A 25,316-nucleotide genomic window follows, 5' to 3' on the forward strand; every position below is an offset into this window, starting at 1 on the left:
AAATGAAAACCATGAAAAGCAAATTAGCAGTGGCGCTAATGGCGGCGGGCCTAAGCTTTAATGCACTGGCAGCAGATATCAAAGTTGGCTACGCAGCTGACCCAGTATCGCTTGACCCACATGAGCAGCTATCAGGTGGCACACTGCAAATGTCACACATGGTATTTGATCCGTTAGTTCGCTTTACTCAAAAAATGGATTTCGAACCTCGTCTAGCAGAGAGCTGGGAGCGCATTAACGACACTACCGTTCGTTTTAAATTGCGTGAAGGTGTGAAATTCCACTCTGGTAATACCCTAACGGCTGACGACGTTGTATGGACGTTTGAGCGTCTACAAAGTTCTCCTGATTTTAAAAACATTTTCGACCCGTACGAGAAAATCGTCAAAGTGGACGACAACACGTTCGATCTTGTAACCAAAGGTCCTTACCCACTAGTGCTGCAAACTGCAACGTACATTTTCCCTATGGACAGCAAGTTCTACACGGGTAAAACAGCAGACGGCAAAGACAAGTCTGAGCTAGTGAAGCACGGTAACTCATTTGCATCGACTAACGTATCTGGCACGGGTCCATTCATTGTGACTTCACGTGAACAGGGCGTAAAAGTGGAATTTGAACGCTTTAAAGATTACTGGGACAAAGAGTCGAAAGGTAACGTTGATAAGCTAACGCTTGTTCCAATCAAAGAAGACGCGACTCGTGTAGCTGCGCTACTTTCTGGCGGCGTTGACATGATTCACCCGGTAGCACCAAACGATCACAAACGTGTGAAAGACGCAGACGGCATCGATCTAGTCACGCTACCAGGTACTCGTATCATCACGTTCCAACTAAACCAAAACAGCAACGAAGCACTGAAAGATGTTCGCGTTCGTCAAGCGATTGTTCACGCAATCAACAACGAAGGCATCGTTAAGAAAATCATGAAAGGCTTCGCGACAGCTGCTGGTCAGCAGAGTCCAACTGGCTACGTTGGTCACGATGACAAGCTAGTACCTCGCTACGATCTGAAGAAAGCAAAACAACTGATGAAAGAAGCGGGTTATGAGAACGGCCTGACGCTAACTATGATTGCGCCAAACAACCGTTACGTAAACGATGCGAAAGTAGCGCAAGCGGCAGCGGCAATGTTGTCTAAGATTGGCATCAAGGTTGATCTGAAAACTATGCCAAAAGCGCAATACTGGCCTGAGTTTGATAAGTGTGCGGCAGACATGCTGATGATTGGTTGGCACTCGGATACAGAGGACTCGGCAAACTTCAACGAGTTCCTAACCATGACTCGTAACGAAGAAACCGGTCGTGGTCAGTACAACTGTGGTCACTACTCAAACCCAGAAATGGACAAAGTGGTTGAAGCTGCAAACGTAGAGACGGACCCTGCGAAACGTGCAGCAATGCTGAAAGGTGTCGAAGCGACGCTATACAACGATGCCGCATTCGTACCGCTACACTGGCAAAGTGAAGCGTGGGGCGCGAAGTCTAACGTGAAAGCCGCAGACATCGTGAACCCAATGGTAATGCCTTACTTTGGCGACCTAGTTGTCGAGTAATCATACTTAGTCATGACAGAGAGGGGCGCCAGTCCTTCTCTGTTTTCGACACTTGGCTCGGTTTTATTTCAGTCGGATTGAGCCAGTTTTACAGACTGAATTTTCTCTCTAAGTTTAGAGATCTATGGATAGTTAAGGGGCAAGGAATGTTTTCGTTTCTGGTCAAGCGCCTGTTTCAGGCACTGATAGTGATGTTTGTGATCAGTTTGGTGGCGTTTGCCATTCAGGACAACCTGGGTGATCCGCTGCGTGAGCTTGTAGGTCAGTCGGTTTCGGAGTCGGAGCGCCAAGCGCTACGCGACGAATTGGGCCTGAACGATCCCTTTATCACAAAGTACACGCGCTTTGTGGGTAATGCACTGCAAGGTGATTTGGGTACATCATACTTTTTCAAGCGACCTGCGGTTGAGGTGATCCTCGATAAGCTGGTGGCAACATTAGAGCTCGTGTTTGGCGCGACGCTCATTATTATCGTTTTCTCTATACCACTCGGGGTGTATTCCGCGATTCACCCGAAGAGTGTCTTTACCAAATTTGTTATGGCGATGAGTAGTGTCGGCATCTCGATTCCGGTGTTCCTAACCGCAATCATGCTGATGTACGTCTTCTCCATCGAACTCGGCTGGCTGCCTTCCTACGGGCGAGGTGAAACCGCTAACGTGCTCGGTTGGGAATCTGGCTTCTTTACCATCGATGGTATTAAGCACCTTATCCTGCCGTGTATTGCGCTAGCGTCTATCATGCTGCCGTTGTTCATCCGTCTGGTACGTTCAGAAATGCTGGAAGTACTGAGCTCGGAATACATTAAGTTCGCCAAAGCAAAAGGTTTGAACTTACAAAAAATTTACTACCAACATGCACTTAAGAACACCATGCTGCCAGTACTGACGGTAGGTGGCGTGCAGATTGGTACCATGGTGGCTTACACCATCCTAACCGAAACCGTATTCCAGTGGCCAGGTACAGGCTTTCTTTTCCTAGAAGCAATCAACCGTGTCGATACACCGTTGATCACAGCTTACGTTATCTTTGTTGGTCTGATTTTCGTGGTAACCAATACCATCGTTGATTTGCTGTACGGCATCATCAACCCAACTGTGAACTTAACTGGAAAAGGAGCTTAATCATGAGCCAATCAAATGTAACACCAGCTCCTGAAGCCGCTCCATCTGCATGGCAGCGTTTTAAAGAGTCGGACTTCTTGTATTACTTCAAGCGCGACAAAGTGGCGATGGCAAGTTTTACGGTCTTTATGATGTTCTTAGTGTTGGCATTAGCTGCGCCAATTCTAGCTCCGACTGACCCGTATGATCTGACGTCTATCGACATCATGGATTCAGAGCTACCACCGTCTTGGATGGAAGAGGGCGATGAGCGTTTTGTTCTTGGTACTGATGAGCAAGGCCGTGATATTTTATCGACCATTCTTTACGGTTCTCGTTTGTCTTTGACGATCGGCTTTTTAGCCGTCGGTCTTCAGTTGATTCTGGGTATCATCATTGGTTTGTCGGCGGGTTACTTCGGTGGTCGTATCGATAGCTTCTTGATGCGCTTTGCGGATGTTCAACTATCGTTCTCAACCATGATGGTGGCGATCATCGTATCGGCCATTTTCAAAGCCAGCTTTGGCAGCGATTTTTACAGCCAATACGCGGTGGTGATGCTGGTGGTGATCATCGGTGTGGCTGAATGGCCGCAATACGCACGTACCATTCGTGCATCGGTACTGGCAGAGAAGAAGAAAGAATACGTAGAAGCGGCACGCGTGATGGGCTTTAAAGCGCCACGCATCATGTTCCGCCATATTTTGCCAAACTGTCTATCACCAATCTTGGTTATCTCGACGGTACAGGTAGCGAATGCGATCATGTCGGAAGCGGCACTGTCATTCCTAGGTTTGGGTCTTCCTGTTGATCAGCCGTCACTAGGTGCGCTGATCAGCATCGGCTTTAACTACATCTTCTCAGGTGCGTGGTGGATTACTGCATTCCCAGGCATCGTGTTGGTTACACTGGTTCTGGTTATCAACTTATTGGGTGACTGGTTACGAGATGTATTCAACCCGAAACTGTACAAAGGTTAAGAATTTTCCCGCCAAGCGTTGTAAATTCGCTTAATTCCTTCCTAAACTGAGAGCCGGATGCAAATTCCGGCTCTTTTTTTGCTAGTTATTCTTTGTTCACATTTTTTTGGCGCTTTGCCGCCATAATGACCTTACCCACTAATTTAGAGTGAAGTGTATGGAAATGAAGAAGGCACAACACCCATCTCGTATCTTCCAAGCAAGCCTAGCTTTCGGCTTGTTGCTGGTATGCGCCCAGTTTTCTAGCCCAGTATCGGCGGAGGAGTTCCTTTGCCAAGCTACTCAAGCGAGCGAGAAAGAACTGCCGATGCTTGAGAAAACGTGCCCAATTGGTAACGGAGTATGGGGAAAGAAAGTGCCGCAAGGAGGCAACTACCTCTACTGGATTCAATGCGGATTATTACCAAAGCCAATGTCACTCGCGAAAGCAAAGCCGCTTTACAGCAAGATTACGACTGACGTGTGGATGAAGCCGGAGTCCAAAGGTTATCGCTGTTTGATTGGGCCTTACAAAGATCTGTCTGATGCGAGAGGGGATTTGCGAGGAGTCAAAACCTTGTCGAATTACAAAGAGGCGTTCATCCGCGTGGTTGGAAAAGAGAATAAACAGTCTACGACACCATCTAAACCCGCTGTGCCGTCGAAATCAGCCGCATCTTCGGTTAAGCCAACACCGACGGTGACCCCGAAATCCGCGCCAGTTCCTGCCGTGCGAGCTGATACCGACGCCTTTACAGCGCCGGCAGAGAAGTCAAAGACCAAGGTAAAAAATACACGTGATAATTCTTCGTCCAAGCCTGCTGCTAAGACCAAAGCGAAGCCAGTTGTGAGCGGGAATGATGACATTGAAGTTCGGTTGAGAACCTCCTTACAAGGCAAAACGTACGTGGTGCCGTACTTACTCGACCACCACAATCAGTTTTACATGGAATACGGCAAGCCGTGGAATCGTCTCAACTACGAAAACTCGCAAAAAGTATGTCAGCAACTGGGTATGAGCTTAGCCAGCCCTGCAGAATTCAAAGTGTTGAGGGCGTCTGGTGTGATGGAAAAAAATCAATGGCCACTGCAACTGCCGTATTGGGGCAAAGATAAGAAAGGTTTGTTCGCAGATCGTGAGCCAAACCAGCTCACCGGAACCTCATTATTGAACGTAGTGTGCGTGAAATAACGACTCAAATATTGCGGTCAAAAAGATAGAAGAAAGCCCCGAGTTCGGGGCTTTTTTGCGGTCTCAAATATTATCGCTATTTGAGTGGCGTTTCTTTGTGACAGTTAGAGCAGATATACACTTCTTTGATACCGACCAAGCGTTCCCAAAGCGTTCTGCGTCTTCTACGCAAATGCACGCTATCACAGCAAGGGTTAACGATGGTTGCTTTAGTCATCATCGCCAGGCTCCAAAATCGGGAGTGAACTCGCGATGCTTGTCATGGCTTCTTTGTTGTGAGAGTACAGACCATATTCCGGCGCGGATTCATGACCGTTTTGCTCTTTACTCCAACGAATACCGATGTAGAAGTCACCAAAATCACGGTTGATGTAACGATGACGAGTTTTGTAATCTGACTCTGAGCCTGTTTCTTTTAGAATCAGCAGCTCACGGCCTTCATCATTCTGGATTTCCCAATTACCTGGAGTTTGGAATCCTGTTGGCATGAACGACGTGTAGTTGTAAGTATCAGCGTTGTACTCGTACGTACCTGACGAGTATTTCAGGACTTTGTCGTCGCCCGAGCCTTTACTTTCTACCATCAAGTCATGCTCTACCGTGCCGTGTTTGATGTGTTCTGCAACCGAAAGTGATTCTGCGAATGGTGTATTGCTTGAATCCATCCAGAACAGCTCATCATCTGAGATTTTAACGATCATCTGAGTGCCGTTATGCTCGGTTGTGTGCTGGTACAGCATTTCATACTCTTCGCCGTAGCTGTTGTATAGCTTGCCGTCTTTCAGCTCGACGTCTTCACAGTCTTTATTGTGGTATTCCGCGTAACCAGTTTGTTGGTCCAGATCGGCAAGAATAGCGTAGGCATCGTGTTCCCATGTGTTTTCTAGGAAGTCGCTGATGCTCGCTTTGTACTCTTGATTCATCTCATCATGGTTTGAGCCCCAGCAGAATAGTAGGCCTTCAGAGTCTTGCATCAACATGGCATAGCCGATTTCACCGTCTTTTTGAGCGAAGCTACCCATTTTCCATTCTTGACCGTTGAAGTGCTCGTGAGTGAAGCCCAAAGTCGGTACTACTGGTGGTGGCGTTACGCCTTCGATAACCGTTGGCATGCTAAGCGCAATCTGTACCGCGGTATGGCCATCTGTTGCGCTAATCGCAAGTGCTGCACCGGCTTCGCTCGCTTTTGTCGGTGTGCCTTTAATGGTGACAATCGCATTACCATCCTCAGATACTGTTAGACCTTCAATGTCCACATAGTCCGCTGAGTAGTCGGTGATATGACCGTCTTTATCTTGGAACAAGCTAGAAATATCGAGCGTTTGTTCAAATACTTCACCTTGTTGTAGGTACCAACCATCAACGATGGACTGTAGATGCGCTTGTTCTGTTTCTACAACCATTGGTGGTAAGTTTGCCGATTCGATTTCGAACTTAAATACGGTGCTTACCGTACCCAAAACCTTACCTGAAGAATCAATGTCTTGCGCCGTTAGGACGATCTCAAAATCACCAGCTTTTTCTACGATAGCAGTCGGATATAGAACAATCAGGTTGCCAGTTTGCGCAACTTCAATGCCTGTGCCTGCTAAGTTGTGCGTCAGTTTGGTTGTCACAAGGTTTTGGTCTTTGTCTGTGAAAAGACCTTCGATGTTTAGTTCAACGCCATCAAAGCCTGCGCCTTGTACGATTTTTGGTAATTTGCCAAGCTTATCTTTAGCCGCCTCTTCGACGGTTTCGTTTACGGTTAACTTGTTATTGATTGCCGTTTCAGGTGCTAAGTTGTCGCTATTTGGGGTCGCGTCAGTGATGATTGGACGTAGACTTGGGTCATTGATGTTTTCGCCAGATGCAACAAGACGTTCCACTTCTTGGTTTGCCGCTTGAGCAAATTCAGTGGCCTTTTTCTCGTAGTTAGCTGGGTTTTGCGCTTTTGAGTCGGTCAGAATCTGAGCGGTTTTATGTAGTTCGGCGTTTTTTGTCGCACCTTCAACAAAATCACTGTACAGATCAATTGGTGCTTCTTCTGAGCCTCCTAGCGCTTGGTTTACCTTGGCTTTTGCGTCTTCTTCACTAATGGATGGATCTTTTGCCATTTCAATCGCAACAAGGTCTGTGATAGGTGAAATCACGTTTGACGATGTTGGTGCACGGAACACGACTTCGTGGGCCATGGCTTGGCCTGGATGATCCATATCAACCGTGTATTTGCCAGCGTACTCTTTAGCATCCAAAGCGATAAGCTGTTTCTGCTTTGCACCGTTTGGTGTAATGGTCTGCAGTGCTAGAGTGTTTTCTGGTTTTGCATCCAATTTAAGCTGACCTTTCTCATCGGTCAGACCAAGGAGTGTTTCTTGAGTGTCCCATTGGCCGTTGTTGTTCGTATCTTCAAAAACAACTGCATGTTTGAAGTAGCCGTCAAAGCCTGTGATCACAACACCGTTGTTAGCACTGTTTGAACCACCATCTGAACCGCCACAGCCAGTAAGAGCGATAGCCACTGACGCTGCTAATAAACTCACCTTATTCATTATTCATTTGTCCTTGTTTCGTTTCCGAATGAGAAAGTCGCTTTTTTATTGTTTTTATCTTTCAATCTCACTAGTGAGATTGAAGAGAGTGGTGTCTTTTTAATGACTATTGAGCCTAGGTTCAAGACACGAAAAACCGCACAAAACCCGTAAAATTTATTTCTATTTTTTGTCTATGATGGAAAATTGATAATTTGATCACGGTTCCAGTTTTATTTTGGGGATGATTGTTTTGTCAAAATAACCACCTGTAAAGAAAGGTTTATTGGGTATCGCTAAGGACGGGGGCGTGATAAATCATGTTGATCTTAAATTCCTCAACACGATCAGCAAATTGAGGGTGAGGTTTAAGCACATAACTGTAGACTTCGCCTGGAATGAATATGTCGTAATCTGTGTATTCAAGATTGTAAAACATAAATGTTCGTTGCCAGTAATCATCTGGCCATTCAGCACAATGTATTGGAGTTATGCCGTCAAAATCCATTGAGCTAGAGATAATATCGGCAAACTCTCCTCGCCCCGCTACGATAGAGCTGTACCAGTAAAATAAATAATCATGACAAAATAGGTCATGTTGGTTTGATTTCATATTGAGATCAGAGTCCAGTTTGTGCACAGGTTCGTTACCCTGAACACTTCTATCAAATATGTAGTTGCTAGCAGTCCCGTTTATGTAACCTCCTCCCGAAATGGGAAAGAGGTAGTCAAACAACGTTCCTTGATATTCGTACTCACCAGTGTGGACATTGATGCGTTTTTCCATCGATTGCTTGTTTTTTTGCATGGTGTAGCTTTCGAATTGTTTGCCATCAAATACGGTGGTGAAATAGTTCTGAGTCTCTTTATGAACCTGAGATGCGTATACCTTTTTGGTGGTCCAAATTTGGCGTACGCCGTGGACATAAACAATCAACGAGTCATCACTGATTTTGTACTCACCCACCTTTTTTAAGTCTCCCTTTTCAGGACACTGGTGTTTGTTGTTTGAGGCGGCATAACGTACCTCGTCATCCTCAAACTGAAACGCTTCGCAATACACCACTTCATACGCGTACGCGGTACCGCCAAGGTTTTGCGTCGTCTCCAAGCGATAGACAGTGTCGCCAATTAACGGGTGTTCCGTGTCATTGTGACCTGGAGTGACAACAGGCAACTCAAAACGTGTTGTGACCCACGCATGGTCGCTGTCGCCGTGGTAATCATCACGCGCCGCTACCGCCAGGTATGTGGTGGTTTTAATGTTCTCTGGTGCACCTAGTACCATCATTTGTCCTTGGTTTAGCACCCTTAATCCATTGGCGTTTTCGAGCCAAATCCGAGTGGTGAGGAGATCACCATCCGGGTCTTCAAACAGTTGGTTAAGATTGAGCGAATAGCTAATCGGAGAGTTTTGGTTGAGCTCCCAAGCATAAATAATGGTTTGTAGCTGTTGTTCCACCGTGAGGTTGATGATGGGTTTATTGTTCTCTGATGGGTCCTCTTTTGAGCGGCTGTCTTCATAACCCACAGACGAGTCGTAAAAAGAGCCGTCTTCTGTAGTATGAAATGGGTTCGTAACTGGCCCTGGTTGTCCTAAAATGGCAGAGTTGAAGGCGTCATCACCGTCTTTTTTGTGGGCGTTCTCCAACGCAGAACCTGTCAACGCTTGCTTTACTTCAACTAAAGATGTGCGCTCATATTGACGATGTGTTCGCGTGGTTGATTGGCTCGTGCTGTCTGATGAGTCCGCCGCGGATGCCAAGCTGGATTCGTCTGACATGCAGTATACGCCGAGCAAACCGACGCAGATTGCGCCGATTATCCAAAACTTTTTGCTTATCATTACGCGTGCGCCATTCGTGATTGCAACCAACTGCGAGAGAATTTTAGGTCTTTCTCTATTAAGCTCGCGCTGCACTCGAGTAGTTCACTGATTTCTTGGTTTTTCATTCCCATTAAATACTTGAGTTTGAGTGCACTTGATTGGCGTGGGTAACGGCTACTAAAGTTATCCAGAGCTTTATCCATGATGATCAATTGTTCGAAGCGATCTTCTTCATCTCTCATCAACGTAATGTGTTGGCGCTTTTGCGCTTGGTGTGAGCGTGCGTTATCGATCAAGATTTGACGCATCACTTTGGCGGCCATCAAAAAGAAATCACGTTTTGTTTCAATTTCACTCATGTCGCAGTTGGACATCTTCAGGTAAGCATCGTGAATTAATGCCGTGGTGCTGTTGACGCTATCGGCCAATACCTTGTTGTCGGTGCCGTACTTTTCCGCGTTTCGTTCACGCTCGTGTTGGGCGATCTTACGTAACTGCAAATACGCAAATTGGTAAAGCTCACTCTCGGCTTGTTTATCACCAGATTGCCATTGTTGAATGATTTGTGTTAGTGCTACTGCTGTTGCCATGGTTATACATCCTCGCTCACTTTGACAAATTCAGAAATGGTGTGGGTTTCAATGCGATCAGAGCCGTCTCGGTTGCGGAGAACATCTTGTTGATAGCGATATAAAATGCCTTGTTCCCAAGTTGCGCCAGCAGGCAGATATTCCCAAGTGGTGTAATTGATTTCGGCAGGGGTCGTTGACCAACGTACCATGACATTCATTTGCGCAAGCTCGGCTTTGGGTTCGTCATTGTTGACCCACCACATGTCCGCATACTCTTGGGTGACATCTTGTGTGTATAGGCTTGCGTCGGTTGGACAGGTGTCTGCATTGTGTGGCAGTCGCATGACTTGTTGGTGGCGCATCAATAGGCACGATTGTGTCATGGACTGCTGGTGGTATTCGGTTTGCTGCCACACGCCGAGGTAGTCAATGTCGTGTTCGCTAGTATTGGGATACGTAAACCACAGCATTTCTGTACGATTGTGGTGGTGGATGTGGATGTTTTTTTTACGCCCAAGGCCTTGTACTTTTTCCATCAGTAGCTCAGTACTTGGATCAAAGTTGAGTGCAACGGAGCGGTATTTCCAGTCGCCTTCATCATCAAAGTCTTCAAGAGAGAAGCCATTCAAGTCGTTGCGGGTGCACCCTGTGACTGAACAACCAACGATATTAAACCAATCCGCAAATTTGCTTATCGGCTCGACAACATCTTCCGTGATAGGGCGCTTCATCGAAAGGAAACAGCCTTGAAAATGGTCGCCAATGCTTGGATGCTCAATCAATGAATCTTTGGTGATGGTGAATCGAGTTTCACCAAACGGAGGGCGATATTTAGGATGATGTTGATAACGTAAGTCGTAAGCACAAGCTCGGCCTTGCCAATCTTTCTTTTTGATCACGATGTTTTTGAACGTCATGCCGCGAGGTTCAAAGATGATCTCATCTGAGGCAAAGTTTTTTTCAATGTACTGCTGGCTTTCGTTTAGGTGCTCAATCGCCTCATTGACAGATACCCAGTCGAGATTGAGGTGACGTTTGGCGTCATCCAGATAATTGAGGTCAAGGCCCTTGAGCTGGTTTTGAAAGCGAGCATCAGACAACACGCGGTTGGCTAAGACAATTTCCTTACGATTCTCAGGCGTGCTGTCGAGAGAGAGCAGCAGGCGCGTCATATTGATGCTACGACTGGGTTTGGTTGTTGCCATCGTCGGTGTAAGCACTTCTTGGCTCGATAAGGTTGTCAGCAGATAACCCTTCTCATCGTTGCCAAGGAAGAAACTAATCACATCACCAGGTTGGTAGTGAAATGCCCCTTGTTGGGTAACGCCAGTGATATTGGAACTGGTTTTGTAATACAAGCCAGTCACCGGCGCATCGATAAAGTAGCCTTGCTTCAAGGATGAAGTGGGCGGGTGTGAAGTGGCAGCAGAAGTGTCTGCTGCTAACGTGGAGGTAGCCGTCAATGCAGACAGCCAAAATACCACTGAACGTGTATACATCTTGTTTTAAGCCTTATGGGTTGGTGCTGTCCTCAGACGCACAATTTGGCTGACAACTCATTGGAGTAGTTAGGTGCTTCTTTGGCACCGGTGTCATCATCGCCAACAACATTTTTTGTTTTATATGTTTGGGGATATCTGGATTAGAGAGTATCCGCCTTCGTGTTAACTCCATCATGGAGCTCACCGAGAGGTGTTCGACATTCTGCCCCTTCGCGTGGAAGATAAGGCGAGTCATTTCGTACATCATATCTTCTGCAATCTTCTTCTCTTGTTGCAGTTGGATATTCTTTTGCATCATGGCGCTGCCAAATAGCACACCTGATAGCACGATGATGCCTGACAATGCAGAAGCAAGAGGGCGCCGTTGCACCAAGCGAAAGGCGCTATACAACGGCCAGTGTTTTTTCTGCTCGATAGGGCGACGTTCGATAATTCGCTCGATATCAATGCGTAGCGCTCGTACATCTGAGTATCGCACTTGGGTGGCTGGACGCGTCGCCCGTCTTATCACCCAATACACATCAGACCAAACCGCTGGTGACGGAAACATCAAAGCGAGGATTTTGCCCAATGAATAAACATCGCTTTGCTCTGTCAGTACTTGTCCTGCCTGCTGCTCAGGGCTGGCAAAATTTTGGCTAAACGCAATCAGTGCCGAGGGTGAGCCCTCTCGGGTGGAGTGCGCTTTTTGAGTCAAGTTGAAGTCGAGCAGTTTGGGTCGTTTGCTACGATCGATCAGTATATTTTCTGGTTTTAGATCGGCATGCAAAACATGATGCTGGTGGGCGTGCTCCATCGCCTGACAAATCTGCTTAAACAGCAGCAGTTTTTCTGTCTTTTCCAGCTTATTTTCTGACAGGTATTCATCTAAGGTTTGACCAAATACCCGCTCCATCACGATGTAAACTGAATCTTGATGAAGGCCGCCATCAAACACTTTCGCTATGTATGGATGGTTTAGGCGCGCGAGCAGTTGTGCCTCATCGAAGAGTGCACGTTGTCCCAGCACATTACTCAAATTGCTTTGAATAAACTTGATGGCCAGATCTTGTTCGAACGTTTCATCTGCACGTAGGGCGGCGTAAACGACACCCATGCCACCGCGACCCAACTCATGAGTTAGGCGATACTTACTGATGACTTCTCCGCTTAGATCGACGTCTCGATTCGTAGCCTGGTGAGCACCAAAGTAAAGTAACTGCGTTAGTTGTTCTTCTGGTGTCTCATTGGCTAAAAGAGGAACGAGTTGTTGATACAGCTCAGGTTGACTTTGTTGCAATGCTTGGAGGTATTGCTGCTTTTGGGAGTCGTCCAGATCAAGCAAGTGATAGTAAATCTGGGTTTCGCTAGAGCCTAACTGCACTGTGCCTAATGTCTTATTCTTTTAGGTACGGCATTTTATAAGAACTTTGATATAAATGTCATTTATTTATTCGGCTTTGACTCACAATGTATGAAACGCAATTTGGTGGCTAATACAATAATAACGTCATGATTTTGCGAATTATTTTCACTGAGCTTGTCGGCAGAGAGTCTATTCGTCATAATGTTACTTGTAACATTACTGATAAATCACATATTTATGGCTCAACAGAATAAGAAAACTCGCACGACATTGCAGGATGTCGCAGACCAAGTTGGTGTCACGAAGATGACGGTTTCACGTTATATGCGTAACCCTGAATCGGTGGCAGAAAAGACTCGGGCCAAGATTGCGACTGCGATTGAAGAGATGGGATACATCGAAAACCGCGCCCCCGCTATGTTGTCAAAGTCGTCCAGTAAAGCCATTGGTATTTTACTGCCCTCATTGTCCAACCAAATTTTTGCTTCCTTTGTTCAGGGCATCGAGATGGTGACCAAAGCCAATGGCTATGAGACGCTTTTAGCGCATTTTAGCTACGATGAGCTTGAAGAAGAACGCAAGATCGCGTCATTACTCTCTTATCAGGTCGATGGACTTATTTTAACTGAAAGCCATCACACGCCGCGTACATTGCAAATGATAAAAAATGCAGGGATCCCTGTAGTGGAAACCATGGAGTTGCCTCCAGAGCCGATTGATATGGCGGTTGGGCTAGATCATGAAGATGCCTCGTACACGGCGGTTAAGCAGATGCTAGATTCAGGTAAGCGCACAATCGTTTATTTTGGGGCGCGTTTGGATACGCGAACCAAGCTGCGTATGCAAGGTTATGATCGCGCGATGACGGAAGCAGGGCTAGAACCTAAGCACGTATTAACGGGTGACCACTCTAGCTTCTCTTTAGCCCATGATTTGCTTGAACGCGCGCTAGAAACTCACCCAACGCTTGATGGCGTATTCTGTACCAACGACGACATCGCGATAGGGACCATGCTGAGCGCGCAACAACGTGGCATTCAAGTCCCGCAGCAATTAGCGGTGGTGGGTTATAACGCCTTGGATATTGGTCAGACCATCAGTCCGAAGCTGACCAGCGTTGATACGCCGCGTTTCCAAATTGGTGTAAAGAGCGCAGAGCTTTTAATTGCGCGTCTGAAAGGTGAAGCGCAAGAAGAAAAAGTGGTTGATATGGGGTATCAAATTACCTCCGGAGAGAGTGTTTAACTCGCAGTTAACTGCTCTCTGTATTCGCTCATCAATGGTATTGGCAGGTTAGGGTATGGCACATCAGCTGGATGCATTGGATCTCAACTTAATGCGTTTATTAAAGGCCGTGGTGGAAAACCGCAGCATCAAGCTGGCCGCGATGCAGTTGGGCATTTCTCAACCGAGCGCCAGCCGCGGCGTGATGAAGCTCAAGCAAGTGTTTGATGACCCGCTATTTGTGCGTAAAGCGCATGGGGTAGAGCCATCTCCCATGGCGATTCGCCTTGCTGCCGAATTCGATAACATGATTGCACCACTGGAAAAAGTGGTGCAAGAGTTTGAAGTATTCGACCCTCAGCAATACCAAGGGCAGATCGCGATTGTGACCGACCCTTATTTGATGGATGAGCAAGGGCAGCGATTGCTAACTGGCTGCCATCGAGCCTTTCCCAAAGCGCACTTTGCCTTTTCCAGTTGGAACAGTTACTCGCACGATGAAATGTTAGAGGGTGAGCACGATTACTGCATTCTAGACCAAGAGACCGAGCTGTCGAAAGACATTTATATGCGTCCGTTGTTTGTTGAAAAACGGGTGATTTTGGCACGTAAAAACCACCCGACTTTGTCGAAAGTCAGCAATGATTGGGACACGGTCTCCAAACTGCCTCTGGTGTCTCTGCCTGCGCCCGCCTCGTATAAACCACTTTGTACCGTGGAGTCCGAGTATCGCCGCATGGGCTATGAGCCTGTGGTGTTATTGAAATCCTATAATTTGCGCGTGGCTTGCCAAATGTTGCAAGAAACCGACGCGATTATGTATGCCAGCCAAAGCTCAGCAGTATTGATGCCGGAGCTGGACTCTTACGCGATGCCTTTGGTCAACCGTGAGTTTAGCCAGTTTGTCGTCTCTGGCGGTTTCTTACAAACCAATCGCAACCATCCTTTGCACCGACACTTACATAAAGTGGTACGCCAAACTCTGAAGATGCCATTAATTTTCGCACAGTGACGACGGATTATTGTCTCGCGTCACCGAGATTCTCTGCATAAGATAACCATGAAGAAAATGTGTGATTACATAGACAACTCGATCCTATAGATATTCAAAAATGAATATCTCAATTACCTGTCTCTTTTTTCTGCTCAGCGCTAACCTTAGCTCAAATAGTCAGGAGAAGTGGCTCATTTTTATCTTTTTAACTTTTTGAATGTCGATACAGATGCGTGACATTCACCATTCTCCGTTATGCAGTTTTTTAATTTCTGATGGAGGATTCATCATGCTAGTTGCACGTCTATTTTTATTGCTCGCCATCGTTGCCGAAGTAGCAGGCACCAGCACCATGTCTTTTATCGGACAAGGTCATGGATGGTTGGGCTACATCGTGATGTACGTATTGATTGCGGTGTCGTACTACTTCCTCTCGATTGCAGCGAAAAAAATTTCTATCGGCGTGGCATACGCTGTCTGGGAAGGGTTGGGTATCTCATTGATCACGGTCGTTTCAATCGTGTTGTTTGATTCTGACTTAAATACCCAAGAGCTGCTTGGTTTGATGTTAGCTGTCATCGGCATCGTTTGTGTGACTTTAGGGGAGTCACACGGTCAATCTAACACCAAGAAAAACTCCGATAAACTGGCAAAAGAACGTTCATTTTCTACAAGTGTAAGGTGTGAATCATGAGTCAATTTTTTACGATGTCATTTGGATTTGTCGTGATGGCTGCCTTGGTCGACATTGTGGCGAACATGGCGCTCACACGTTCTCACGGCTTTAAATACAAAGGCTGGGGCATTACCGCGATTGTGTTGGTACTGACAGCATTCACGCTGTTGGCACAAGCGGTTAAAGAGATCGACTTAGCCATTGCTTATGCTTCTTGGGGCGCGATCGGTATCTTGGGTACCGCAGTGGGTGGAGCCTTGCTGTTTAAACAGAAACTCAAGCCAATCGGCTGGTTTGGTATCTTTGTGGTGATTGCTGCGGTCGTGGTGATGAAAACCGCTTAATGCAATCCTCTGACCCCCCAGATATCTTCATTCTGAACAGCGAGGGACGAGCGTGATTCAGAACCTACCAACAAAAAGTGCTGTGGCAGAGGTGTTTTCTCTGGCTTCACAGCACGTTGATAGTAGATTCCTGATCTCGCTTAGGCTCGTCGGAATGACGGATTCATTAGTTTATTGAAAAAGAAAAATGACCAATCCCACATCTCGTCATTCTGAACAGCGAGGGACGAGCGTGATTCAGAATCTACCAACAAAAAAGTGCTGTGGCAGAGTTGTTTTCTCTGGCTTCACAGCACGTTGATATTAAATTCCTGATCTTGCATAGGCTTGTCGAAATGACGAGGTTTTTCTTCTCGCCTTAAACAATGAAGCTTGCGCCTTCTTCTGCACTAGAGACGTTTTGGCGGATCACGCTAAACAAGCCTCGTCCCCATGTTTGTTGGGTAGATTCGGTGTCGAAATGAATCAAATCGCGACCAGTGGTGTCACTTAAGTTGTTCAATTCGCCCGTTTGGCAATCAAGGCGAATCAAATCGCCGTTACGCACCAAACCAATCGCGCCGCCACGAATGGCTTCTGGAGAAACATGGATCGCAGACGGAATTTTACCTGACGCGCCAGACAAACGACCGTCAGTAACCAGCGCCACTTTAAAGCCCGCTTTTTGCACGTTGCCGAGAATTGGCATCAGTTTATGCAGCTCAGGCATGCCGTTTGCCGCTGGGCCGTTATGTGTGACCACAACGATGCAATCTTTGTTCAGCTCACCACGTTTGTACGCGGCTTCCACTTCGTGTTGGCATTGGAATACGATCGCAGGTGCCACAATCACGCGTTGCTCTTCTTTCACCGCAGACACTTTCACCACGGCTTTGCCCAAGTTGCCAGTCAATACGCGAGTGCCACCAGTATTTTGGAAAGTGGCGTCTGGTTTGGCGATCACGTCACTGTCTTGGCTACCTTGGCACGGTGTCCAAGTCAGTTGGCCATCGACAAGGCTCGGTAGCGTCATCTGATCTTCAAATTCACCAAACACGGGTTTCACATCGCGATGCAAAAGCTCGGATTGGTTCAAGCGGTGTAATAACGCAGGCACGCCCCCCGCATCTTGGAACGCGTTCATATCGGCTGGGCCGTTCGGGTAAACGCGAGCTAACAAAGGAACCACATCCGACAGATCGCTGATGTCTTGCCACGTGAGCAAGATGCCAGCAGCACGCGCCACGGCGATCATATGAATGGTGTGATTGGTACTGCCGCCAGATGCGAGTAGAGCGATGATGCCGTTGACCAAGCTCTTTTCTGTGACCACTTCTGCCAACGGACGGAAGTGTGCAGAACCCGCCGTCATTGAGGCGATTTTCAGAGCCGCGTGATCGGTTAACGCTTTACGCAGTTGGGTATGGGGATGAATGAATGCCGAACCTGGCAGCATCAAGCCCATGGCTTCGAACACCAACTGGTTGGTGTTGGCGGTGCCGTAAAACGTACACGTACCCGCAGAGTGGTAAGCGCGACACTCCATATCCAGCAGAGCGTCTTTGCCGACTTCACCCGCTGCGTATTTTTGGCGCACGTCGACTTTCTCTTCGTTGCTGATGCCTGTTGCCATCAGACCCGCTGGTACAAACGCAGTCGGTAGATGCGCGTAAGACAGCGCGCCCATCAGTTGCCCCGGGGCGATTTTGTCACAGATACCAAGCAGTAATGTGGCATCAAAGACATTGTGACTCAAAGATAACGCCGTTGATTGCGCAATTAAGTCACGCGAAAACAGCGACATATCCATGCCTGCTTGACCTTGAGTCACCCCATCGCACATCGCTGGCACACAACCTGCGACTTGCGCCGTATGGCCGTAGTCCGCCAGCACTTTTTTGATTTGTGCTGGGTAGTCTTGGTACGGCTGGTGGGCGCTCAACATGTCGTTGTAGGCGCTGATCAGCGCGACATTGGCATGAGTAAAATCGAGAATATTTTTCTTTTCAGAAGAGCAAGATGCGGCGACTGCATGAGCTAAGTTACCACAAGATAAACCAACACGGCCTTTGCCAGCTTCGGCTTGCACTTCGGTGCGAGCAAGAAACGCAGCGCGCGCTTCACGGCTGCGCTCGGTCAAACGTTGTGTGACCTCAAGAACAACAGAGTGAGTCATTACGCCACCTCGATCGCTTGCATTTTGATTAGCTCAGCGGCAGAGCGTTCCACCACGTCTCTGATGTCTCCGTCGATACTGATGATCAGAGTTTGAGGCTCGTTGTCTGGGCGCTCTAGCGTCTCGAATTGGCTCTTCACCATGTTTTCTTTCATGAAGTGGCCTTTGCGCATACGCATGCGATTCAGGATCAACTCCATATCGCCATCAAGGAACAGGAAGGTCACGTTGTCGTTGCCTTCGCGGATCTGATCGCGGTAAATCTTTTTCAGTGCTGAACAGACAATAATGCCGTGTTCGTTTTTGCTTTCTAGGCTGTACGCCGCATCACGAATGCGTTCTAGCCATGGCTTGCGATCATCATCGTTCAGAGGTTGGCCCGATGCCATTTTCTGAATGTTCGCTCGTGGATGAAGATCATCACCATCAATGAATTTACGCCCTAGCTTTTTCGCTAGATGCTCACCAATTGTGCTTTTACCACTAGCACAAACGCCCATAACGATGACACTACTACCAGCCATAACTTATCCTCATAACCAAATTTGCGCGTGATCTCAATTTTTGAATTCACTTTAAAATATGGGTTTATCTTATTTATGTTATCGGTAACATGTTACCGGTAACTGAAATAAATGTGAACCATAACACAAACAATAATTCTTAAAGGTGAACCTATGGAGCAATTAACCCAAGCCCCAGATCCTACGTTCCTACTGACGATTGCAGGCCTTGCCATTGCAGCGTTACTCGTTCTGATCATTAAACTGAAAGTCCATGCTTTTGCTTCCCTTACTATGGTGAGTTTAGGCACAGCAATCGCCACTGGCGTTCCTTCTGAGAAAGTCGTATCGACCATGATGGGCGGCTTCGGCGGCACACTGGCTTCCGTAGCATTGCTGGTTGGTCTTGGTGCGATGATCGGTAAAATTCTTGAAGTGACTGGCGGTGCGAAAGTGCTGGCAGACACTTTGATTGGTCGTTTTGGTAAAGAGCGCGCACCATTTGCTTTGGGCGTCGCTTCATTACTGTTTGGCTTCCCAATCTTCTTCGATGCTGGACTTGTGGTGATGATGCCAATCATTCTAAGTGTGGCGGCTCGTTTTGGTGGCTCACCAATTAAATACGCGTTGCCTGCTGCCGGTGCTTTTGCGGTTATGCACGCGTTTGTTCCACCACACCCAGGTCCGGTTGCAGCGGCAGAATTCCTTGGCGCAAACATCGGTCTGCTATTGGTGGTGGGTATTTTGGTTGCTATTCCCACTTGGTATCTTGGCGCTTACCTATTTGGCTTGTACGCGGGCAAAAAATTCGATATTCCACTATCTAAAGCCTTCTTTAATGGCGAAGCGATGGTGGATGAGCGCAACGCACCAAAATTTGGCACGGTTATGACCATCCTTGTGCTGCCAGTCCTGCTAATCTGTTTGGATACGGTATTGAACACACTGGCGGTTGCGGGTGTGATTGATGGCAAAACGGCACTGGTTGAGTTTCTACGTATGCTAGGTAAAACCCCAGTAGCGTTGCTGATCACTTTGATTGTCTGTCTGGCTGTGTTTGCCAAAGACTACGGCATGGCAAAACTAGAAAAATTGTGTGGTGAGTCATTGGCTCCTATCTGTGGTGTTATCCTAGTCACGGGTGCAGGTGGCATGTTTGGCGGCGTACTGCGCTCAAGCGGTATTGGTGATGCACTGGCTGACGTTCTTACAGACACAGGTATGCCTGTGATTGTGGCGGCGTTTGTGATTTCAACCTGTCTGCGTGTTGCTCAAGGCTCGGCAACCGTAGCGCTAACCACGACGGCGGCTCTTATCGCGCCAGTTGTGGCAGCATCAACAGGTTTGAGTGAACTAGACCTTTGCTTTATCGTAATCGCGATTGCGGGTGGTGCAACGGTACTGTCTCACTTCAATGACTCTGGTTTCTGGTTGGCCTCTCGTCTGCTTGAGATGGATGAGAAAACCACATTAAAAACTTGGACGGTAATGGAAACGTTACTTGGTGGTATCGCGTTTATTATCGTCGCAACATTAAGCTTTATTCTTTAGAGGTTCCCCATGACAACACTTGAACAACGATTAAGAGAAATCAAAATCGTCCCAGTTATCGCAATCAACGACGTAGCACACGCTCTGCCACTGGCAAAAGTGTTGGTAGAAAACGGTTTACCATGTGCTGAAGTAACATTCCGCACCGAAGCGGCGGCGGAGTCGATTCGCATCATGCGTGAAGCGTACCCAGAGCTGTTGATTGGCGCGGGCACCGTTCTGACCACAGAACAAGTGGATATCGCGATCGAAGCGGGCGTGGACTTTATCGTTAGCCCAGGTTTCAACCCAACCACAGTGAAATACTGTCAGCAACGTGGCGTGACTATCGTACCAGGTGTAAACAACCCAAGCTTGGTTGAGCAAGCGATGGAAATGGGTTTGCGTACGTTGAAGTTCTTCCCTGCTGAGCCATCAGGCGGCGTAAACATGCTGAAAGCACTGACGGCGGTTTACCCAGTGGAATTCATGCCAACAGGTGGCGTAAGCCCATCCAACGTGGAAGATTACCTAGCGCTGAAATCGGTTGTAGCTTGTGGCGGTACTTGGATGGTGCCAACCGCAATGATGGACAACGGCGATTGGGAAGGTATTGCTGAATTGGTTCGTGCAGTTAAGTAAAATGCACAAACGGCTCCGAAATACCCCCGAACGTTAGAAAACGTGACACAAAAAAGGGTCATCAAGTTACTTGATGACCCTTTTGCTTTTGGGAATGAAACGGCTTTAGAAGTGATGCTTCATAAAGCGCTTAATAAAGCGAATGAAATCTGCTTCGGCTAGCTTCGCGCACTTCAATGTTTGGGTGTGAGACAATTCTACATCTCCCAAGCCTTCTGCCATGTTGGTGATCGCACACACTGCCAATACGGGTAAGCCGCAATGCGCCGCAGAAATCACTTCTGGCACGACCGACATGCCCACCACATCACCACCGATGATTTGCATCATGCGGATTTCGGCTGCGGTCTCAAAGTTGGGGCCTGTGTAAGAGACAAACACACCTTCATTCAGGTGAATGCTATTGGCTTTGCCGACTTCAAACGCTTCTGCGCGCAGGTCTTTGTCGTACGCATTGGCGAGGCTGAAGAACCTCGGGCCGTACTCTTCATCATTCGGACCGATCATTGGAGATTCAGGCATGGTATTGATGTGGTCATGAAATACCACCAGAGAACCGACATCAATGCGTTCAGGGCGAAGTGAGCCTGCCGCGTTGGTGACGAGTAAAAACTCACAGCCCAGCTTTTTAAAGGTGCGTACGGGCGTGGTCATGACCTTCATTGAGCCGTGTTCGTAGTAGTGACCGCGACCTTTCATGCACACTACGTCTACGCCGCCCATGGTACCAAGCACCAACTCACCAGAGTGGCCTTGCACGGTGCTAACCGGAAAGCCTTCGAGCTCTTCGTATGGAATGACCACTTTGTCTTGTAGTTCGTCTGCCAATACGCCTAAACCTGAGCCTAAAATAAACGCCGCTTTAGGTTGGAAGTTTGGTTTGCGTTCGCGAATGGTTTGCAGCGCGCCGATTACTGGATCGTGATTCATGTTAGTCACCTTCTGGTTGTGTGTTGATTCCATTGTGTGACTTTCTGCGCTGGTTATCTTTGCTTTATTCGCTACTATCATCCTTAAAAAGAGGATGATGAAATTCGCTAGGACTCAATGCATGAAGTCAGAACCATTTGAGCGCGTGACGCTGAAGATGCTGCGTTACTTTTACGAGGTCGCACAAACCAAGCATTTCACTAAGGCGGCCGAGAATCTCAATATCACCAATTCGCCGTTGAGCAATCGCATCAAAGAGTTGGAAGAGGTGCTTAACGTCAAACTGTTTGAGCGTGATTCAAGAAACGTCATGCTGACGGAGGCCGGGCGATTGTTGGAGTCCAAATGCCAACTGATTTTTCAGACCTTGGATGTCTCGCTCAATCAAGTGCAGCAAGTGGGCTTGAACCAGAGAAACATTTTGCGAGTTGGTGTGGTAAGTAGCGCATTTTGGGGCGGATTTGATCGTCTGTTACAGCGCTTCCATGCTGAGCATGACACTTATCACGCCGACATTTTTGACCTCAACCCAGAGACGCAAAAGAAACATCTGAGCGAGAAGAAAATCGATGTAGGCATTGTTCGTTTTGCCGATGCACTCAACATTTATCCGTATCAGTCGGTATCTTTGGGCAAAGATGTGTTTGTGGTGGCGGTGTCGGAGCAACATGAGTTAGCCAGCAAATCTTTGCTGCGGCTCCAAGATTTAAAGACGTGTGAGTTTGCGTTTATGAGCTTGGCGAATTCTGCCTCGGCAAACTTCATCATCAATGCCTGTCTGCAAGAAGGCTTTTCACCCCATATTGGCAAACAAGTGGTGGAGCCAAGCACCTTGATGGCGTATGTAGCAAACAGCAATACCGTGACGTTGGTGCCGTCGACGTTTTCTCAGCATCATTGGCATGGGATTCGTTTTATCAAGCTGAAAGAATCACTGCGTGCAGACTTATGCCTGATTCATGACGGTAAGCAGGAGAGTGCTATCAAAGCCGAGTTTATTCGCACGTTATTGGAGAATGCGAGTTAAGCATGGGCTAACAAAAAAGGTCATCCTAAGATGACCTTTTCAAATGATTCGCTGAAATCAGCAATGCGATTAGCGCGTAATTAACGCATCGTTACGAACTCTTCTGAGCCCGTTGGGTGGATAGCCACAACAGAGTCGAAGTCTGCTTTGGTTGCGCCCATCTTCATTGCTACGCCGAAGCCTTGGATCATTTCATCTACCGTGAAACCGATGCCGTGCAGACCAACAACCGTTTCTTCTTCGCCCGCACATACAAGCTTCATCTTACATGGTTGACGGTGCTTAGTAACGGCGGTGTACATCGCAGTAAAGCCAGATGTGTAGACTTTGATGTTGTCTTTGCCGTACTTCTCTTCGGCTTCTTGCGTTGTAAGACCGATAGTGCCGATTGGTGGGTGGCTAAATACCACAGTTGGAACCAAATCGTAGTCCATCTTCGCGTTTGGTTTATTGTTGAACAAACGCTCAGAAAGTTGACGACCCGCTTTCACTGCTACTGGTGTTAGCTCGATACCGCCTTCCATGATGTCACCCACACAGTAGATGCCTTTCACGTTGGTTTCTTGGTATTCGTCTACCTTGATGTAGCCTTTTTCGTTCGTTGCCACGCCGGTTGACGCTAGGTTGATTGCGTCTGTCGCTGGGTGACGGCCGATTGCCCAGATTAGTTGGTCAACGTTTTGGCTCTCACCGTTTTCTAGGTGCAGAGTTAGGCTGCCATCGGTTTCTTTTACCACTTCTTTTGGTACAGAATGGGTGTGCAGTGTTGGGCCTTCTGCTTCCATCACTTCAACCAACGTATCGATGATCATTGGATCGAAGCTACGCAGTGGTGACTCTTTACGTACGAACAGGTGCGTTTCTGTACCTAGCGCGTGCAGTACGCCAGCAATTTCAACTGCGATGTAGCCTGCGCCGACAACCGCAACGCGTTTTGGTTGCTCTGCTAGGTCGAAGAAGCCGTTTGAATCGATGCCGTATGCAGCGCCTGGAATGTTTGGAATAGTAGGACGACCACCAACCGCGATCAGAATGTGATCCGCTGTGTAGTGTTCACCGTTTACTTCGACAGTTTTTTCGTCAACAAACTTAGCAAAGCCTTTAATCACGTTTACTTTGTTGTTGCCAAGAACGCGATCGTAAGATTGGTGAATACGACCAATGTACGCCTGACGGCTCTCAACCAGTTTGCTCCAGTCGAAACCTTTCACGTCGACATCAAAACCGTAATCTTCTGCGTACAGGTTCATTGCTTCTGCGATTTGCGCGCCATGCCACATCACTTTCTTCGGTACACAACCCACGTTTACACAGGTGCCACCAAGATCTTGAGCTTCGATTAGCGCAACTTTAGCGCCGTACATCGCCGCACGGTTTGCAGATGCGATGCCGCCACTGCCGCCACCGATACAGATATAGTCAAAATGAGTCGCCATTACTTTCTCCAAGAGCTTATAAATTTTATCTGGTACATAGATAGATTGGGATGACCTTGCCCGAACTCAATGCCACCGTTATCCCACTATCATAAATCGAATGTAACGAATTCCTAAATGGGAAAAAGCGACATTACTTATGACAAATAGCGATGAGAGGTATAAAAAGAAGAATAAGCGCGATGAGAGGGCAAAGTTGAGAGTATAAAAAAGCGCAACGAAAATGTCGTTGCGCTGAGAGGTTTCGGTGCAGAAGAGTTTACTCTGGCACAATCCAGTCCACTTTCCAGTGGCCGGTGGCTGGTGCGATCGCGTCTTGCAGGAATGGCAGAATCTCTTTCATCTGGCTTTCCAGTTTCCACGGCGGGTTAATCACAATCATGCCGGATGCCGTCATGCCGCGCTCGTTGGTATCGGGTGCGACACCTAACTCGATTTGCAGAATTTTACGAATGCCCAGTGCTTCCAGGCCCTCAATCATATCTTCGATGTCGTGACGGTTTACCACTGGGTACCAAATCGCGTAGATACCGGTTGCCCAACGCTTATGGCTCTGATGAATCGCGCGCACCACATCGCGGTACTCTTTCGCGAGTTCGTATGGTGGGTCAATCAGTACCAACCCCCTGCGCTCTTGTGGCGGTAAGCTGGCTTTTAGACGCTGGAATCCGTCCTCTTTGAAGATGCTCACTTGGCGATCGCGATGGAATTCTTGCTCTAACAATGGGTGATCGGCTGGGTGCAACTCGGTCAGCACCATGCGATCTTGTGGGCGGATTTGCGCGCGCGCCACACGTGGTGAGCCTGGATAGTAACGCAGCTTCTCGCCGTTGTTGAGCACTTTGATGGCATCGATGTAGCTTTTGATGTCTTCAGGAATGTTTGGGTTATCCCAAATACGTGCGATGCCTTGTTTGTATTCGCCCGTTTTTTCAGACCATTCGTGAGTCAGATCGTAACGGCCCACACCCGAGTGGGTATCGTGATAAACGAATGGCTTATCTTTTTGTTTCAGCGCATCAAGAATGAGGCTTTGAACGATGTGTTTGACCACGTCGGCATGGTTGCCAGCGTGGAAGCTGTGGCGGTAACTTAACAAATTAAACTCTCGAAACACTCTTTGGCTGAGTGTGGTCTGTGATTTTCACTCTATGGCGGTATTATACTCAAGTAACTTAAAGATGTAGAACTTCCAATCAAATCTGTTCCTCTGATAAGGGGACGCTATTGAAATTTCTTTAAGTCACCCACACTTACTATTGGTAATCGAATTGAACTAGGTGAGTTT

22 protein-coding genes are annotated in these 25,316 nt (G+C 47.6%); 11 read left to right on the top strand and 11 right to left on the bottom strand.

Going from position 1 to position 25,316, the window contains the following annotated elements:
* Positions 1–2 precede the first annotated feature (2 nt).
* From NL644_RS16130 to NL644_RS16145, 4 genes are all read left to right on the top strand, one after another.
* The gene (locus tag NL644_RS16130; protein WP_005394355.1) at positions 3–1,556 is read left to right on the top strand and encodes an ABC transporter substrate-binding protein; all 1,554 of its coding nucleotides are present in this window, start codon (positions 3–5) and stop codon (positions 1,554–1,556) included.
* Positions 1,557–1,702: 146 nt separating this feature from the next.
* Positions 1,703–2,680 (top strand): ABC transporter permease, encoded by a 978-nt coding sequence (locus NL644_RS16135; protein WP_031780394.1) that lies wholly within the window; start codon positions 1,703–1,705, stop codon positions 2,678–2,680.
* 2 nt (positions 2,681–2,682) lie between these two features.
* Positions 2,683–3,639, top strand: a complete 957-nt coding sequence (locus NL644_RS16140; protein ID WP_005394358.1) for an ABC transporter permease — start codon at positions 2,683–2,685, stop codon at positions 3,637–3,639.
* 157 nt (positions 3,640–3,796) lie between these two features.
* Positions 3,797–4,810 (top strand): SPOR domain-containing protein, encoded by a 1,014-nt coding sequence (locus NL644_RS16145; RefSeq protein WP_114323178.1) that lies wholly within the window; start codon positions 3,797–3,799, stop codon positions 4,808–4,810.
* A gap of 76 nt (positions 4,811–4,886) precedes the next feature.
* On the opposite strand, the gene NL644_RS16150 is transcribed toward NL644_RS16145, so the two are convergent.
* The 6 genes from NL644_RS16150 to NL644_RS16175 all read right to left on the bottom strand — a co-directional run bounded on the left by NL644_RS16150 (position 4,887) and on the right by NL644_RS16175 (position 12,585).
* Complete coding sequence (locus tag NL644_RS16150) at positions 4,887–5,030, bottom strand: hypothetical protein (protein WP_012841245.1); 144 nt, start codon at positions 5,028–5,030, stop codon at positions 4,887–4,889.
* Positions 5,020–7,341 carry an acid phosphatase gene (locus NL644_RS16155; protein WP_114323011.1) on the bottom strand — a complete coding sequence of 774 codons (2,322 nt, stop codon included), beginning with the start codon at positions 7,339–7,341 and terminating at the stop codon, positions 5,020–5,022. Before NL644_RS16155 ends, NL644_RS16150 begins: the two co-directional genes overlap by 11 nt.
* A gap of 262 nt (positions 7,342–7,603) precedes the next feature.
* Positions 7,604–9,163 carry a hypothetical protein gene (locus tag NL644_RS16160; protein ID WP_253658702.1) on the bottom strand — a complete coding sequence of 520 codons (1,560 nt, stop codon included), beginning with the start codon at positions 9,161–9,163 and terminating at the stop codon, positions 7,604–7,606.
* Positions 9,164–9,165: 2 nt separating this feature from the next.
* Positions 9,166–9,738 carry a sigma-70 family RNA polymerase sigma factor gene (locus NL644_RS16165; RefSeq protein WP_005394366.1) on the bottom strand — a complete coding sequence of 191 codons (573 nt, stop codon included), beginning with the start codon at positions 9,736–9,738 and terminating at the stop codon, positions 9,166–9,168.
* Positions 9,739–9,740: 2 nt separating this feature from the next.
* Positions 9,741–11,219, bottom strand: coding sequence for a chromosome partitioning protein ParA (locus tag NL644_RS16170; RefSeq protein ID WP_253658627.1), 1,479 nt, complete (start codon positions 11,217–11,219; stop codon positions 9,741–9,743).
* Between the two features lie 13 nt (positions 11,220–11,232).
* Entirely contained in the window at positions 11,233–12,585 is a 1,353-nt protein-coding gene (locus NL644_RS16175; protein WP_114323013.1) for a serine/threonine-protein kinase, read from the bottom strand.
* Between the two features lie 219 nt (positions 12,586–12,804).
* Between NL644_RS16175 and NL644_RS16180 the strand changes: the two genes are divergently transcribed.
* The 4 genes from NL644_RS16180 to NL644_RS16195 all read left to right on the top strand — a co-directional run bounded on the left by NL644_RS16180 (position 12,805) and on the right by NL644_RS16195 (position 15,805).
* Positions 12,805–13,812: a LacI family DNA-binding transcriptional regulator gene (locus NL644_RS16180; protein WP_181869494.1), complete on the top strand. Its 1,008-nt coding sequence runs from the start codon at positions 12,805–12,807 to the stop codon at positions 13,810–13,812.
* Between the two features lie 55 nt (positions 13,813–13,867).
* Complete coding sequence (locus NL644_RS16185; protein ID WP_114323015.1) at positions 13,868–14,803, top strand: LysR family transcriptional regulator; 936 nt, start codon at positions 13,868–13,870, stop codon at positions 14,801–14,803.
* Between the two features lie 271 nt (positions 14,804–15,074).
* Entirely contained in the window at positions 15,075–15,479 is a 405-nt protein-coding gene (locus NL644_RS16190) for an SMR family transporter (protein WP_048624587.1), read from the top strand.
* Positions 15,476–15,805: an SMR family transporter gene (locus NL644_RS16195; protein ID WP_005394379.1), complete on the top strand. Its 330-nt coding sequence runs from the start codon at positions 15,476–15,478 to the stop codon at positions 15,803–15,805. Before NL644_RS16190 ends, NL644_RS16195 begins: the two co-directional genes overlap by 4 nt.
* A 358-nt stretch (positions 15,806–16,163) precedes the next feature.
* Here the strand turns inward: NL644_RS16195 and edd are convergent, their stop codons facing one another.
* Both edd and NL644_RS16205 read right to left on the bottom strand, forming a co-directional pair.
* Positions 16,164–17,960, bottom strand: coding sequence for a phosphogluconate dehydratase (edd, locus tag NL644_RS16200; protein WP_253658628.1), 1,797 nt, complete (start codon positions 17,958–17,960; stop codon positions 16,164–16,166).
* Positions 17,960–18,484, bottom strand: a complete 525-nt coding sequence (locus tag NL644_RS16205) for a gluconokinase (protein WP_253658629.1) — start codon at positions 18,482–18,484, stop codon at positions 17,960–17,962. Before NL644_RS16205 ends, edd begins: the two co-directional genes overlap by 1 nt.
* A 153-nt stretch (positions 18,485–18,637) precedes the next feature.
* Between NL644_RS16205 and NL644_RS16210 the strand changes: the two genes are divergently transcribed.
* Together NL644_RS16210 and NL644_RS16215 are read left to right on the top strand one after the other, a co-directional pair.
* Positions 18,638–20,014 carry a GntP family permease gene (locus NL644_RS16210; protein ID WP_253658630.1) on the top strand — a complete coding sequence of 459 codons (1,377 nt, stop codon included), beginning with the start codon at positions 18,638–18,640 and terminating at the stop codon, positions 20,012–20,014.
* 9 nt (positions 20,015–20,023) lie between these two features.
* A complete protein-coding gene (locus NL644_RS16215; RefSeq protein WP_005394384.1) occupies positions 20,024–20,635 on the top strand; it encodes a bifunctional 4-hydroxy-2-oxoglutarate aldolase/2-dehydro-3-deoxy-phosphogluconate aldolase in 612 nt (203 codons plus the stop codon).
* Positions 20,636–20,740: 105 nt separating this feature from the next.
* Here the strand turns inward: NL644_RS16215 and xapA are convergent, their stop codons facing one another.
* Positions 20,741–21,565, bottom strand: coding sequence for a xanthosine phosphorylase (gene xapA / locus NL644_RS16220; RefSeq protein WP_253658631.1), 825 nt, complete (start codon positions 21,563–21,565; stop codon positions 20,741–20,743).
* A gap of 121 nt (positions 21,566–21,686) precedes the next feature.
* Here xapA and NL644_RS16225 point away from each other — a divergent pair, with 121 nt between their 5' ends.
* The gene (locus tag NL644_RS16225; protein WP_005379156.1) at positions 21,687–22,592 is read left to right on the top strand and encodes a LysR family transcriptional regulator; all 906 of its coding nucleotides are present in this window, start codon (positions 21,687–21,689) and stop codon (positions 22,590–22,592) included.
* Positions 22,593–22,672: 80 nt separating this feature from the next.
* Here NL644_RS16225 and gorA read toward each other — a convergent pair whose 3' ends face one another.
* Both gorA and NL644_RS16235 read right to left on the bottom strand, forming a co-directional pair.
* Positions 22,673–24,028, bottom strand: a complete 1,356-nt coding sequence (gorA, locus tag NL644_RS16230) for a glutathione-disulfide reductase (RefSeq protein ID WP_253658632.1) — start codon at positions 24,026–24,028, stop codon at positions 22,673–22,675.
* A 259-nt stretch (positions 24,029–24,287) separates the two neighbouring features.
* Entirely contained in the window at positions 24,288–25,127 is an 840-nt protein-coding gene (locus NL644_RS16235; protein ID WP_005394390.1) for a 23S rRNA (adenine(2030)-N(6))-methyltransferase RlmJ, read from the bottom strand.
* Positions 25,128–25,316: the final 189 nt, after the last annotated feature.

The organism is Vibrio sp. Y10_XG_PY6, assembly GCF_024181795.1.
GTDB lineage: Bacteria > Pseudomonadota > Gammaproteobacteria > Enterobacterales > Vibrionaceae > Vibrio > Vibrio diabolicus.